The organism is Stenotrophomonas sp. SMYL86 (genome assembly GCF_036320025.1).
GTDB lineage: Bacteria > Pseudomonadota > Gammaproteobacteria > Xanthomonadales > Xanthomonadaceae > Stenotrophomonas > Stenotrophomonas maltophilia_A.
Window position 1 is genome coordinate 133,411 of record NZ_JAWIRU010000007.1, and the last position, 14,313, is coordinate 147,723.

Annotated in this window: 12 protein-coding genes; 4 read left to right on the plus strand and 8 right to left on the minus strand. The window is 67.5% G+C overall.

Annotated elements, in window-relative coordinates; genetic code table 11:
- Window positions 1-210: 210 nt before the first annotated feature.
- Entirely contained in the window at window positions 211-1,146 is a 936-nt protein-coding gene (locus V3B64_RS10205; RefSeq protein ID WP_329914090.1) for a 2-oxoglutarate and iron-dependent oxygenase domain-containing protein, read from the minus strand.
- Between the two features lie 195 nt (window positions 1,147-1,341).
- Between V3B64_RS10205 and V3B64_RS10210 the strand changes: the two genes are divergently transcribed.
- From V3B64_RS10210 to V3B64_RS10220, 3 genes are read left to right on the plus strand one after another with little or no spacing between them, the layout of a single operon-like run.
- Window positions 1,342-3,228 carry a DUF3413 domain-containing protein gene (locus V3B64_RS10210; protein WP_329914091.1) on the plus strand — a complete coding sequence of 629 codons (1,887 nt, stop codon included), beginning with the start codon at window positions 1,342-1,344 and terminating at the stop codon, window positions 3,226-3,228.
- A gap of 20 nt (window positions 3,229-3,248) precedes the next feature.
- A complete protein-coding gene (locus V3B64_RS10215; RefSeq protein ID WP_032128255.1) occupies window positions 3,249-4,394 on the plus strand; it encodes a glycosyltransferase family 4 protein in 1,146 nt (381 codons plus the stop codon).
- Window positions 4,387-5,244, plus strand: coding sequence for a polysaccharide deacetylase family protein (locus V3B64_RS10220; RefSeq protein WP_032128254.1), 858 nt, complete (start codon window positions 4,387-4,389; stop codon window positions 5,242-5,244). The genes V3B64_RS10215 and V3B64_RS10220 overlap by 8 nt, the downstream gene beginning before the upstream one ends.
- An 81-nt stretch (window positions 5,245-5,325) precedes the next feature.
- On the opposite strand, the gene glmM is transcribed toward V3B64_RS10220, so the two are convergent.
- The 5 genes from glmM to trpB form a co-directional block, all read right to left on the minus strand.
- Complete coding sequence (glmM, locus tag V3B64_RS10225) at window positions 5,326-6,687, minus strand: phosphoglucosamine mutase (RefSeq protein WP_329914092.1); 1,362 nt, start codon at window positions 6,685-6,687, stop codon at window positions 5,326-5,328.
- The gene (gene accD / locus V3B64_RS10230) at window positions 6,687-7,562 is read right to left on the minus strand and encodes an acetyl-CoA carboxylase, carboxyltransferase subunit beta (RefSeq protein ID WP_005410473.1); all 876 of its coding nucleotides are present in this window, start codon (window positions 7,560-7,562) and stop codon (window positions 6,687-6,689) included. The genes glmM and accD overlap by 1 nt, the downstream gene beginning before the upstream one ends.
- Before the next feature lie 219 nt (window positions 7,563-7,781).
- The gene (gene trpA / locus V3B64_RS10235; protein WP_285303114.1) at window positions 7,782-8,591 is read right to left on the minus strand and encodes a tryptophan synthase subunit alpha; all 810 of its coding nucleotides are present in this window, start codon (window positions 8,589-8,591) and stop codon (window positions 7,782-7,784) included.
- Between the two features lies 1 nt (window position 8,592).
- Window positions 8,593-9,270 (minus strand): hypothetical protein, encoded by a 678-nt coding sequence (locus tag V3B64_RS10240; RefSeq protein WP_317217431.1) that lies wholly within the window; start codon window positions 9,268-9,270, stop codon window positions 8,593-8,595.
- Window positions 9,267-10,484: a tryptophan synthase subunit beta gene (trpB, locus tag V3B64_RS10245; protein WP_032128250.1), complete on the minus strand. Its 1,218-nt coding sequence runs from the start codon at window positions 10,482-10,484 to the stop codon at window positions 9,267-9,269. Before trpB ends, V3B64_RS10240 begins: the two co-directional genes overlap by 4 nt.
- A gap of 97 nt (window positions 10,485-10,581) precedes the next feature.
- Here trpB and V3B64_RS10250 point away from each other — a divergent pair, with 97 nt between their 5' ends.
- Window positions 10,582-11,469, plus strand: coding sequence for a LysR family transcriptional regulator (locus V3B64_RS10250; protein WP_032128249.1), 888 nt, complete (start codon window positions 10,582-10,584; stop codon window positions 11,467-11,469).
- A gap of 48 nt (window positions 11,470-11,517) precedes the next feature.
- On the opposite strand, the gene V3B64_RS10255 is transcribed toward V3B64_RS10250, so the two are convergent.
- Both V3B64_RS10255 and V3B64_RS10260 read right to left on the minus strand, forming a co-directional pair.
- Entirely contained in the window at window positions 11,518-13,374 is a 1,857-nt protein-coding gene (locus V3B64_RS10255; protein ID WP_329914093.1) for a peptidoglycan-binding protein, read from the minus strand.
- Window positions 13,375-13,422: 48 nt separating this feature from the next.
- The gene (locus V3B64_RS10260; protein ID WP_329914094.1) at window positions 13,423-14,112 is read right to left on the minus strand and encodes a hypothetical protein; all 690 of its coding nucleotides are present in this window, start codon (window positions 14,110-14,112) and stop codon (window positions 13,423-13,425) included.
- Between the last annotated feature and the right edge of the window lie 201 nt (window positions 14,113-14,313).

The window sequence follows — 14,313 nt, forward strand, 5'->3', positions numbered from 1 at the left end:
GCGGGCGGGCGGGGCGGCCCCCCCCGCCGCCCCCCCCCCGCCCCCCCCCCCCCGCCCCCCCCCCCCCCCCCCCCCCCCCCCCCCCCCCCCCCCCCCCCCGCCTCCCCACGGAACATCCCAGAGCCGTTTTGGCTTTGGCTTTGGCCTCTGCGGGTGCGGGGCGCAGCCCTGCTAAAGAAAAAGGCCGCCTTTCGGCGGCCTCACTTCTCATTACTTCAGCTTGATCTCTCGCAGGCGTTCCTCGAGGAAGCCGTGGGCGGTGATCGCCTCCGGGTACCGGCTCGGGTTCTCCGGGGTGACGCAGGACGGCAGCACGTCGATCAGATAGTCCGGGTTCGGGTGCAGGAAGAACGGCACCGAGTAGCGCGGCTGGCGGGCCAGCTCGCCCGGGGGGTTGACCACGCGGTGGATGGTCGACGGGTACACGTGGTTGGTCAGGCGCTGCAGCATGTCGCCGATGTTGACCACGATGGTGTCCGCGTCCGAGGTGAACGGCACCCACTCGCCCTCGTGCGACTGCACTTCCAGGCCCGCGGCGCTGGCGCCGACCAGCAGGGTGATGAAGTTGATGTCGCCATGCGCGCCGGCGCGCACGTTCGGGATGTCGTCGGTGGTGATCGGCGGGTAGTGGATCGGGCGCAGGATCGAGTTGCCGAAGTTGGTCTTGTCGGCGAAGAAGTCTTCCGGCAGGCCGATGTGCAGGGCCAGCGCCGATAGTACGCGCGAACCCAGGTTGTCCAGCGCCTGGTACAGGCCGTAACCGCGCTCGCGGAAGCCCTCGACCTCGGTCGGCCACAGGTTCGGCGCCATCACGTCGCGGTACTTGGAGTCGTCGGCGATCTCGCGACCGATGTGCCAGAACTCCTTCAGGTCGAAATGCTTGGAGCCCTTGGCGGTCTCCACGCCGAACGGGGTGTAGCCGCGGGCGCCGCCACTGCCGGCCACGTGGTACTTGCGCTTGACCTCCTCCGGCAGGGCGAAGAAGGCCTTGAAGGCATCGTAGGCCGCGTCGATGTCGGCCTGCGGGATGCCGTGGTTGCGGATGCCCGCGAATCCCCATTGGCGGTAGGCCGCGCCCAGCTCGGCCACGAAGGCCTCGCGGTCGCTGTCGAAACGGGTGATGTCGAGGGTGGGGATCTGGCTCACAGCGGTTCCTGGCTTGTCGTTGGGTCTGGAAGGGCCAGCGCATTCATGGCCCACCTGAACATTGTGACAGATCGCCCGGGGGACGCCACTCGATACGAAGAAACAAACCGATACAATGCGCAACCCGCGCGCGGATTAACGATTCCGTCACAACCGGGACTCCCGCCCCTGCTCCACCTGCCGCCTCCGTCCTTCATGCGCCCTGCTGCTCCTTCTGCCAACACCTCCCTGCCCTCCGGCCCGGCACGTCACTGGCGCCGATTGGCCTGGTGGTCGCTGTTCGTGGCCGGCAACGCGCTGCTGGCGATGGCGATCACGCTCGGCAACGTACCGCTGGCCGACAACCCCGGTGGCGCAATCGGCCTGGTTTACCTGTCCGTCGCTCTGCCGGGGCATCTGCTCGCCTTCGGTGCCCTCGCAGGCCTGCTGCCGCTGCTGCTGGGCCTGTGGCAGCGCAGCGCGCGCACGCTGAGCATCAGCGCCGTGCTGCTGCAGGGCCTGTGGCTGTGCCTGCTGCTGGTTGATGCGAAGGTTTTCACTCTGTACCGGTTCCACCTCAATGCCATGGTGGTGAACATGGTGTTCGGCGGCGCGCTGCAGGACCAGGTCGCGTTGTCCTGGAAAACCTGGCTGCAGGCCGGACTGCTGGTCGCCGCCATCTTCGCCGCCGAAGGCCTGCTGGCCTGGGCATGCTGGAAGCTGTTGCCCGCCCTGCCCCGCCGCCGCCGGGTCCTGCAGGCCTGGGCGGTGGTCGCTCTGCTGATGGGGGGGGGCCAGGTCGCCACCGCCTACTACGATGCCCGCGGCGACCGTGACGTCATCGCGCAGTGGAACTACCTGCCCTGGGCGCAGCCGATCACCGCCAAGAGCTTCATGCGCAAACTGGGCGTTGTCAGCGAACAGCAGGCTGGCCTGCCTGACCCGCGCCATGCGCAGCTGCTGTATCCGCTGCAGCCCCTGCGCTGCCAGAACCCACATCGGCCGAATGTGCTGATGGTGGTGCTGGAGTCGCTGCGCCAGGACGCCATGACGCCGCAGCTGATGCCCAATACGACGGCACTGGCACAGGCTTCGCGCGTGTACGACCAGCATTTCAGCACCGGCAACGCCACCCGCTACGGCCTGTTCGGCCTGCTCTACGGCCTGCCCGGCGGCTACTGGCAGAGCATGCTGGACGAACAGCGCGGCTCGCAGCTGTTCCAGGTACTGGGCCAGCAGGGCTACGACCTGCACCTGTACGGCAGCGCGCCGCTGTACAGCCCGGAGTTCGACCGCACCGCCTTCGCCGACGTACGCGACCAGCTGCACCAGGGCCCCTCCGCCCTGACACCCGACAAGCGTGACGCAGCCATCGTCACCGCGCTGCAGAACGACATCCGCACCAGCCAGGCCGCGCAGCACCCGTGGTTCGGCTTCGTGTTCCTCGACTCCACCCACGCCGGCTACCACCTGCCCGCCAGCTACCCGCCGGTGGCCACGCCGATGGCCAAGGAGATCGACTTCCTGTCCTTCGGCCCGGACCACGACCCGACGCCGGAGCTCAACCGCTACCGCACCGCCGTGCACTACGCCGACAGCCTGATCGGCTCGCTGCTGGACGACCTTCGCGCACAAGGCCTGGCCGAGAACACCATCGTGCTGGTCACCGGTGACCATGCCGAAGAGTTCAACGACCTCAAGCTGAACTACTGGGGCCACAACGGCAACTTCTCCGACTACCAGCTGCAGGTGCCGTTCGTGCTGCACTGGCCAGGCCAGGCCAGCGGCCGTGAGATGCGCACCAGTTCGCATGAGGACTGGGTGCCGACGTTGATGCGCCACGCACTGGGCTGCGAGAACGCACTGAGCGACTTCAGTACTGGCCAGGACCTGCTGGCCGCGCCCACCACCAGCGAACGTGCGCTGGTGGTGGAGAGCTGGTCGCAGCGCGCGGTACGCCATGGCGATGCCATCTACGTGTTCGACAAGTTCGGCAATGCCACCGCGCTCGACCGGCACTACCGTCCGCTGCCGCAGCAGGCGCCGGACGCCGCCGCCATCCGCTCCGCATGGGAAGCGCTGACCCGCTTCCGCAACCGCTGAACTTCAAGGACCGATCCTGCATGAACCGTCCGCTGCGCATCCTGCATACCGAAGCCGCCAAGGGAATGGGCGGGCAGGAGATCTACATCTTCCGGCACATGCAGGTGATGCGCGCGCGTGGCCATGAAGTGTCGTTGCTGTGCCAGCCCGATGCGCGCCTGGCCACACTGGCACGCGACGACGGTTTCACCGTGCATACGCTGCGCATGGGAGGCCTGGCGCGCCTGCTGCGCGGCGTGTGGTCGGTATCGCGACTGGTGCGTCGCGAACGCTACGACGTGGTCAACACCACCAGCCGCCGCGATGCGCTGATCGCCGCCGCCGGTGCACGCCTGGGCGGCACGCCGCTGGTGGTGCGCTCGCGCCACCTGATGAGCCCGGTCAATTCGCTGCTGACCTATACCGGGCTTCCGCACCGGGTGTTGACCGTCAGCAGTTTCGTCAAGCAACTGCTGGCCGACCGTGGCATTCCGGCCGAGCGCATCGGCATCGTGCCGCCTATCGCGGTTCCGCCGCGCTGGAGCGAGATCCGCAAGGCCGATCCCTGGCAGTGCCTGCAGGACGCGCGCGCGCAGGTGCGTGCCGAGCTCGGTTTCGGCGAACAGGACATCGTGGTCGGCTGCGTGGCGGTACTGCGCGAGCCCAAGGGCCATGCCGACCTGCTGCAGGCGATGATCCCGCTGTGCAAGGCCAACCCGGACCTGCACCTGGTGATCGTCGGTGATGGCCAGGCCGTGACGGAACGACTGCAGGCGATGTGCGCCGAGCACGGCCTGCAGCGCCAGGTGCACCTGCTCGGCTACCGCGATGGAGCCTGCCGGCTGATGGCCGGCTTCGACATCTTCGCGCTGGCCTCGCACAAGGAAGCGGCCGGCACCGTGTTCCTGGAAGCGGCTTATGTGGGCGTACCGATCGTAGCCACGCGGGTGGGTGGCGTGCCGGAGATGGTGGTCGATGGCAGCAATGCGATCCTCACCCGTTTGGGAGACAATGCCGCCCTGACAGGTGCTTTGCGCCTGCTGGTGGACGACCCGGAACGGCGGCGGCAGATGGGCCGCGCTGGCTGGGACTGGATGCACGGCGCGCACCGCTTCACGCCGGACGGCCACGGTGAAGCCACCGAACACTACTACCACCAGTGGCTGAAGGAGCTGGGACATGGCTGATGCGCGAACCGTTCCGGTGCTGATGCACCACCATGTCAGCCCTTCGCCGGGCATGATCACCGTGTCGCCGGAAAACTTCGAAAGCCAGATCGCGTGGCTGGCAGGCAATGGCTGGACCTCACTGACGCTGGACCAGTACGCCGGCTTCCTGGCCGGCAAGCCGGTGCCGCGCAAGTCGATCGTCATCACCTTCGACGATGGCTACCTGGACAACTGGGTGTATGCCCATCCGATCCTGCAGAAGTACGGCATGCATGCCGTGGTGTTCGTGGTCACCGGCTGGATGGGCGAAGGCCCGGAACGTCCGCATGCCGGCATTGCCGGAGCGACGCTGCCTTCGACGCCGGACCATCGCGGCTGCGAAGCGGCGATCTACGAGCAGGACCGCAGTGACGACGTGATGATGCGCTGGAGCGAAGCACGTGCGGCCATCGCCGCCGGCACCTTCGAAGTGCATTGCCACACCCATACCCACACCCGCTGGCTGCGCCGTGACGATCTGGACCGTGCGCAGCGCCGCGCGGGCCTGAGCCGGGATCTGGCGATCTCGCGCGAAGTCCTGCAGGACAAGCTTGGCGACGTGTCCGATACCTTGTGCTGGCCGTACGGTGATTTCGACCAGGATCACATCGAAGTGGCGCGCGAGCAGGGCTTCCGCTACCTGCACACCACCCACCCGTTCGGCCGCAACGTGATCGGTGGCGACCCGGAACGCATCTATCGTTTCGCGATCCGCAACCGCCCGGCCAACTGGCTGCGCAAGCGCATCCGCCTGAGTTACAACCCGCTGATCGCGCCGCTGTTCAATGGGTTCAAGGCACGCCAGAAGAAGATGGTGCCGGGGCCCTGAACACGCCATCCACCCTGGCCGCCGCAAAAGAAAACGCCCCGGAATTCCGGGGCGTTTTCTTTGTACGGATGTGCAGTCGCCTCAGCTGGCGGCTTCACGCACCGCAGCGGACAAGCGGTCCAGCGTCTGCTGCATCAGCGTGGCGTCATCGGCTTCCACGGTGACCCGAACCACCGGCTCTGTACCGGACGGCCGCAGGAACGCGCGGCCACGGCCGGCTACGGCCTGCTGCGCCACAGCCAGCGCGGACTGCACGCTTTCAGACTGCACCGTGGCCTTGGCCGAGACATTGCCCAGACGCACGTTGACGGTCTTCTGCGGCACCCGCACCAGGCCCTTCAGTGCCTGGCGCAGGGTCTGCCCACTGTTGCGCAGCGCGACCAGCACCTGCAGAGCGCTGACGATGCCATCACCGGTGGTGGCCCGGTCCAGGCACAGCAGATGGCCCGACGCTTCCCCACCGAGTACACCGCCGCCTTCGACCAATGCCTGGTGCACGTAGCGGTCACCAACGTTGCTGCGCACGAACGGGATCTGCAGATCGGCGAAAGCTTTCTCCACGCCGTAGTTGCTCATCAGCGTGCCGACCACCGGGCCGCGCAGGCGGCCTTCGTCCTTCCAGGCGCGGGCCAGGATGTACAGCAGGTCGTCACCGTCGACCGGGTTGCCCTGGTCGTCGGCCATCAGCACACGGTCGCCATCACCATCGAACGCGATGCCGAGATCGGCACGGGTCTCGCGGACTTTGGCCGCCAGGTTGTCGATATGGGTGGAACCCACACCGGCGTTGATGTTGACGCCGTTGGGCTCGGCACCGATGCCGATCACCTCGGCCCCCAGTTCGCGGAACAGCAGCGGTGCGATCTGGTAGGTGGCGCCGTGTGCGCAATCCAGCACCAGGCGCACGCCACGCAGGTCGAACGCGCGCGGCACGCTGGCCTTGCAGAACTCGATGTAGCGGCCGACCGCTTCACGCGCACGCGATGCCTTGCCCAGCTTCTCCGATTCGGCGGTGGTGAACGGAACGTCCAGCGCCGCTTCCAGGGCAAGTTCGGTGGCATCGTCGAGCTTCTCGCCCTGGGCCGAGAAGAACTTGATGCCGTTGTCGTAATGCGGGTTGTGCGAGGCGCTGATGACGATGCCGGCGTCCACGCCCAGCGTGCGGGTCAGGAACGCCACCGCCGGGGTCGGCATCGGCCCCAGCAGCTGTACGTCGGCGCCGGCGGCGACCAGGCCGGCTTCCAGTGCCGCTTCGAACATGTAACCGGAAATGCGGGTGTCCTTGCCGATCACCACGATCGGCCGGCGCCCATCCTGGCCGCGCTGGGTGACCAGGACACGGCCCAGGGCATTGCCCAGGCGCAGCACGAAGTCGGCCGAGATCACGCCCTGGCCGACCCGCCCACGGATGCCATCAGTACCGAAGTACTTGCGGCCTCCCATCACGCCACCTCCGGCGCCGGCTGACGGCCCAGCATTGCCAGCAGATCGGACAGGCGGTCGCGCATTTCGCGGCGGTCGCAGATCTGGTCGATGGCACCGTGCTCCAACAGGAACTCCGAGCGCTGGAAGCCTTCCGGCAGCTTCTCGCGCACGGTCTGCTCGATCACGCGCGGGCCGGCGAAGCCGATCAGCGCCTGCGGTTCGGCGATGTTGATGTCGCCCAGCATCGCGAACGAGGCCGACACACCACCGGTGGTCGGGTGGGTCAGCACCGAGATGTACGGCAGGCCCGCTTCACGCAGCTTGCCCAGCGCGGCCGAGGTCTTGGCCATCTGCATCAGCGAGAACAGGCCTTCCTGCATGCGCGCACCGCCACTCTGCGAGAAGCACACGTACGGGGCGCCGATCTCGACCGCGGTTTCGGCGGCCAGCGCGAAACGCTCACCCACCACCGAGCCCATCGAGCCACCCATGAAGGCGAAGTCGAAGGACGAGGCCACCAGTGCACGGCCCTTGAGCAGACCGCGCATGGCGATCAGCGCGTCATATTCGCCGGTGTTCTTCTGCGCGATCTTGATGCGCTCGCTGTACTTCTTCTGGTCCTTGAACTTGAGCAGGTCGGTCGGGCCCAGGCGCGCACCGATCTCGGTGGTGCTGTCGGCGTCGAACAGGGCGGCCAGGCGCGCACGTGCGCGGATCGCCATGTGGTGGCCGCACTTCGGGCAGACCTCCAGGTTCTCTTCCAGTTCCGGACGGTACAACGCGCTGCCGCAGTTGCTGCACTTTTCCCACAGGCCCTCGGGGACACTGCGCTTCTTGCTGGGGGTGTTGTCGGTGCGGATGCCGGACGGCATCAACTTGCTGAGCCAACTCATGCGGGAGGACACTTCCGTTCAGGGCGGCCCAAGGGCCGCAAAGGCGGACAGTCTAGCTCCGCTTTCCCCGCCCGTGCACCCCCTTGCCGGACACGGGGCCGCCGGAAAAAACCATGCTGGGACGTACGTTTAGCGCGGCAACGCCGTGCGGGTAGCGCCGCGCCATGCCCGGCGGATACCCTTGCGCCCCGCACCGCCGGGCATGGCCCGGCGCTACCGTTACTGGTCCAGCGCCTGCCGCAGCGGAGCCAGGAAGGTTCGAGCGCGCTGTGCGGCCTCTTCAGCCGAGCCCGCTTCGGCCAGCGCCGCCACCAGCGCGCTGCCGACCACCACGCCGTCGGCCTGGCGGGCCATCGCCGCAGCACTGTCGGCATCCTTGATGCCGAAGCCGGCCACCACCGGCACCGAAGCACGCGCGCGCAACGCCTGCAGGCGGGCACTGGCGGCATCGCTGTCCAGGCGCTCGGACGCGCCGGTGACACCGGCAAAGCTGACGTAGTAGAGGTAGCCACGGGCCAGCGCCAGCAGCTTGTCGGCGCGCGCCTCGCTGGTAGTCGGCGACGCCAGCAGGACCAGTGCCAGGCCCGCTGCATCGAAGGCCTGCTGCGCTTCGCCGGCTTCTTCCGGTGGCAGGTCGACCAGCAGCACGCCGTCCACACCTGCCTCCACGGCTGCCGTTGCGAAGGCCGCGTAGCCATGGATCTCCACCGGATTCAGGTAGCCCATCAGCACCACCGGCGTCTGAGCGTCACGCTCGCGGAACTGCGCAACGGCCTGCAGCACGTAGCGGCTGCCAGCACCACGCGCCAGCGCGCGCTCGGAGCTGCGCTGGATGGTCGGGCCGTCGGCCATCGGGTCGGAGAACGGCACGCCCAGTTCGATCACATCGGCACCGGCATCGACCAGCGCGTGCATGACCGGCACGGTGGCCTCCAGCGAGGGATCACCGGCGGTGATGAAGGGAATCAGCGCCTTGCGCTGCTGCTCGCGCAGTCGCTGGAAACAGGCATCGAGTCGGGATACAGGCATCTCAGGCACATCCTTCAATCAGTTCAATCGCATCGCTGGTCCCCCAGTACATCTGGATGACCCTCCCTTCAAACAGTTCCACGCGGATGCCAAGGGCCGAGCCCGGGTCCTGCCAGGTGAGGTACTCGCCCTGGTCACCGTCGTAGGCATGCGGGCTGGATACCGGCGGCTTCGGGAACTGGGCCATGGCCTGGGCGCGGGTCATGCCGACACGCAGGCCGAACGGCCCGGGCTGCTGGGTCGGCGCCCCGCTCTCCGGATCCAGGCCGAGATCGAAACGGACCACGCGATCGTCGTCGGTCATCATCGACACGCCCGGCGGCAGCCCCTTGCCGTCGTAGTACTCGCAACTGCCGCCGATGGCTTCGACCGCCCCTTGCGCGGTCCACGGCCCGAGTGCCTTCAGATCGGTCATATGCTGGCCGATCAGCACCTCGCCGGCATGGTCCAGCGCCACCGAGGCCACCGCGGGCGCGTCATCGCTGTCCTTATCTTCCACAGACGGCGGATCGTCGATCGGCGTACGCGCCATCGGGTCAAGATCATCGTTGGCGGCCTGCTGCACAGGCTGCGTGGTGGCCTTGGCGGCCGGTGCCAGCACCGGCGGCTCCGGCGGCTGGCACGCAGCCAAGCCCAGTGCCAGCAGCAGCACGCCACTGTTCCGCAGCAGCGCGCTCACAGCACCAGCCCTTCGCGCGCGGCGATGGTATGCACGTCCTTGTCGCCACGGCCGGACAGATTGCAGAGGACGATCTGGTCACGCGGTCGCTCACGCGCCAGCTTGATCGCCTGTGCCAGCGCATGGCTGGACTCCAGTGCCGGCAGGATGCCTTCGGTGTGCGCCAGCAGGTGGAAGGCCTGCAGCGCTTCCTCATCGGTGATGCCGAGGTAGCGTGCGCGGCCGGTATCGGCCAGGAACGCGTGCTCCGGCCCGACACCCGGATAGTCCAGGCCGGCTGATACCGAGTGGGTCTCGATGATCTGGCCGTCGTCGTCGCACAGCACATAGGTGCGGTTGCCGTGCAGCACGCCGGGGCGACCCGCCGCGATGGAGGCGGCATGGCGACCGGTGCTGATGCCATCACCGGCAGCTTCGGCGCCGACGATCTCGACCTGGCGATCGTTGAGGAAGGCATGGAACAGGCCGATGGCATTGCTGCCGCCGCCGACGCAGGCGGTGATCGCATCCGGCAGGCGGCCGTACTCGGCCAGCATCTGCTCGCGTGCTTCGCGGCCGACGATGGCGTTGAAATCGCGCACCATGCGCGGGTACGGATCCGGACCAGCCACGGTGCCGATGATGTAGAAGGTGTCCTGCACGTTGGTCACCCAATCGCGCATCGCTTCGTTGAGCGCGTCCTTCAGGGTGGCCGAGCCGGAGGTGACCGGCACCACCGTCGCACCGAGCAGCTTCATTCGGTAGACGTTGATCTTCTGCCGCTCGATGTCGGTGGCGCCCATGTACACCACGCATTCCAGGCCCAAGCGCGCGGCAACGGTGGCACTGGCCACGCCATGCTGCCCGGCACCGGTCTCGGCGATGATGCGCTTCTTGCCCATCCGCGCGGCCAGCAGCGCCTGGCCGATGGTGTTGTTGATCTTGTGCGCCCCGGTGTGGTTCAGGTCCTCGCGCTTGAGCAGGATCTGCGCACCGCCGACATGGTCGCTCAGGCGCTGGGCGTGGTAGATCGGGCTCGGCCGGCCCACGTAATGGGCCAGGTCGCGGTCATAGGCCAGCTGGAATTCGGGGTCCTGGCGGGCCTGGTCATAGGCCTGGGCCAGTTCCTGCAGCGGGCCGACCAGGGTTTCGGCGACGAAGCTGCCACCGTAGCGGCCGAAGTGGCCCTGGGCATCCGGGAAGGCGTGGTAGTCGGCAATGGGGGAGGCAGACATGGAAGCGACCGCTGGTTCGAGACAGATGGATACTCTAGCGCACGGGTCGTGACCGGAAAATGGATATTATCTGGCGCATATCGTCAGGAAATCTCACATGAGTCGTTCCCTGCTGCCTCCCCTCAATGCGCTGCGTGCGTTCGAGGCCACCGCCCGTCTGGGCGGGGTTGGGCGCGCCGCGCAGGACCTGCATGTCACCCACGGCGCGGTCAGCCGGCAACTGAAGCTGCTGGAAGACCATCTCGGCCTGGCGCTGTTCCAGCGTGCCGGCCGCGGCCTGCGCCTCACCGCTGCGGGCACGCGACTGCAGGCCGCGTGCAGCGAGGCGTTCAGCGGCATCGAAGACTGCGTGCGCGAGCTGCGCCGGCCGACGGCGGCCCCAGCACTGGTGCTGGGCTGTAGCGGCAGCGTACTGGCGCGCTGGATGATCCCGCGCCTGCCCGTGCTGCAGGCCGCCCTGCCCGGCGTGCGCCTGCAGTGGTCGGCGCTGGATGGCAGTTTCACCGAAGCACAGGCGGCGCTGGATGCCGTGCTGCTGCTGGCGCAGGGGCCGTGGCCACGGGGCTGGCAGGTGCGTGAGCTGGCGCCGGAACGGGTCGGCGTGGTGGTGGCACCCTCGCATCCGGCCGCGCAGCGCCTGCGGCAGGTACCGCCCTCGGCGCTGCTGCAGGAAACGCTGCTGCACACCAGCTCACGGCCGCAGGCGTGGCCGGCGTGGGCGCAGGCGCACGATCTGGACACCGCGAAGCTGCAGCTGGGCACCGCTTTCGAACATCTGTACTACCTGCTGGAAGCAGCCGTGGCCGGGCTGGGCCCGGCGATCGCACCGGAGCCACTGGTGGCCGAAGATCTGGCAGCAGGCCGGCTGGTCGCACCGTGGGGGTTTACCGCCACCGGCGGCTTCTGGGTGCTGGCGCGGCCGGATGGCCCGGCCGATGCACGGGTGGACGCCCTGGCCGACTGGGCAGCAGCGCAACTGCAATGAGACGAGGCCCCGGGCGGCGTTCACCGCCCGGAGCCGGCAACACAGGCCTCAGCGACCGCCCATCGCGACCCGCTGCTGCTCCTCATGCACCTGCTGCTGGTGCGAAGGATCTGCCAGCAGCTTGGCACTGGTCTGCTCCAGCGACGGCGGCGCCTGGGCCAGGTCCACCGCGGTGCGGAAGCCCGGCGTCGTGCCCATCACGAACGCCTTGCCATCCTGCACCGTGATGCTCTGCAGCTTGTCGGCCGCGTCGATTCCGTTCTGCTTTGCATGCAGGGTGATATTGGCGGCAGCCTCTTCGGAAAACACGCTGGGAAGCTTGCTGCGGACGGCGTTGTGCAGTGCGTGGTCCGGATGCGATGCATCGTTCAGCGACGGCCCCTTCGGTACAGCCGCTGCAGGTTCATGGCCCTGCGCACGGCCCGCCGCCAGCGCGGCAGCGGTCTGGCGACCGACAATTCCATCGGCCACCAGCCCCTGCTGTTTCTGCAGCGCGATCACTGCTTCGCGGGTGTGATCACCAAAACGGCCATCCTCTGACAACCGATGGCCCTGCGCATCACGCACACCGAGCTGGTTGAGAGTCTGCTGCAACGCCTGCACGTCGGCGCCACGCTGCCCCTGCTTCATCACCTCGCTGGCCGCCGTGTGTGATGCAGCCGGCTGCACGGTGGCGGTTGGCCGGGACAGCGCAGGTTCGCCATTGCCGTGCAGCGGCGCGCGCACCTGGAATTCCGGCTTTGGTGTCAGCGCACCAACGATGCGGGTGCTTCCGCCATCCCAGTACCCGCCCGGCCGGATGGTGACTTCGGCCGGCCCGGTGCTTCCCTGTGAACCGATGAACTGGATGTTTCCCTGCGCGTCGTAGCCTTTGAAAATGCCGACATGCTGGCCCTGCGACGAGGAGAACATCAGGATGTCGCCCTGCTTCAGCGATCCGTTCGGTTTGCGTGCTTCGGCAGCCGAGGTCACATCGAAATGCTCGCGTGCGTAAGCCGTGGTGTTCGCACCATTGAACAGCGTCGACGTAGTGAACCCCGCAGCGTTCTCGCCACGCACGTCGTAACCCGCGTTCTTCAGGCCGCGCCATACGAACGCCGAGCAATCCACGCCGAAGCGTCCGTCACCATCGAGGTCACGCTCCAGCCGGCTGCTGTCGCGACCCGGGCGCGGATGGTCCGGGCGCCCGTATTCGTACTGGCGGCCTGAGGCCATGAAATGCTGATAGGCCTCGTTGTAGAGCGCGGCACTGCCGACTGCAGCCGCGGCCTGGCCCGCAGCGGGCGCCGCCGCCGAAGGCGTCTGTACCTGCGGTTGGGTCTGGGTCTGCACGGGCGCGGCCACCGGAGTGCGCGTGGGTGGCTGCTGCGTGGCAACCTCACCCGGCTGCCAGCCCTCGAAACGGCGAATGCCGTCGGCCAGCACTTCACGCTCTCGCACGCTCATCTGGCCGACGGTCTTCGAGCGCAGGTCGACACCCTGGCGATCGCCTTCGGCATAGATGGTGGCCGCCTGCTCCTTGTGGTGGGTGGTGCCGCTGTAATCCTTGGTGGAGTAGCTCGGCAGCATTTCCTCCACGGTCTTGTCGCCGAACCGGCGTTCGAGCAGCTGGATCTTCGCTACCCGGCCGGCTTCATAGCTTTCGAAAACCGCGTTGCCCCATTGGTCGAGATCGACCACGCCCTTGTAGCGCCCCTGCGCCGATTCCAGCGCCTGCTCGCGGGTACGCGGATTGGTCACCGTCTTGTCCGCGCTGCCGGCAAATTCAAACTTGAGATTGCCAGGATTGTTGTTGCGCCACGAGACGCTGCCGCCTGATCGTTCGACGACACTGCCATCGTCCATTTCCAGCGTGCGCGTGGTACCTACGCTGCTGACCAGCCGGGTGATTTTTGGATCCGACATGAGCTGTTCCTTTGCCAGTGGTTGATTGGACCGCTCCCCTGGCGGTGATTACATTCCGTTGGAAAACACGTCGAGCACGTCCGCACTGACCCAGCCCTGTGCGCAGTTCCCGACGTAACGTCCCGGCGCCGCCGCATGGCAGGCCTCGCCCCCCGTGGTCGCCAGGCCAGTGATCGGCCTGTCGCCATAGGTGTCACACAACGTGTTGCCCTTGCACTTGCCGACCGTCGCAGCGGGAACCGCAACGACGTAATAGAACAGCGGATTCTGTCCGGTGCGTCCGATGCCCTGCACGCAGACCAGCTGCCCCTTCGACAGCTTCGCGGTCACGCTGGCCTTGCTGCCGGTGGATGGCACCGCACTCAACGTCTCCACGCCCTTGGCATCGGCTACGCCAGCGAAGAAACCCTGGTCGCCACAGTCCGGCGACAGTTCGACATCGTAGAAATCACCGCTGTCCACATCGCCCGCCGTGCAGCCGCTGCCTGTACTGGCGTTGCTGCATTTCACGCCACTGGCCTGGATCAGCGCAGCCAGGCCGTCGGCTGCCGGTGCTGCCGCCGGAACCGTGGCCGGTGCTGTGGCAGGTGCATCTGCCGGTGCGGCAGCGGCCGGTGCCGATGCGGTCGGGGCGGATGAGTCACCGGCCGCACACGCGCCCAAGGCAAGCAGCAGGCTGGGCACGAGCGTCAGGCGGGCCAGGCGGATACGGCGGGAAGAGAGATGGGGCATATCCATTGCGTCCTCGTTCGAAAGGTAGGGCGTATCTCAAGGGTGCGGCCAGCGACACGCACACGGCATCGCACCCAGCCAAGACAGGCTGGGCGCATTGTGTCCGATCAGATGTTCGGGGGGTGTCGACTTTTTGGCGCTGGAACCTGAATCAACCGAAAGCGTGAAGCTCATCGCATTCAGGATTCGCCCGCCTTCACGGCGCGG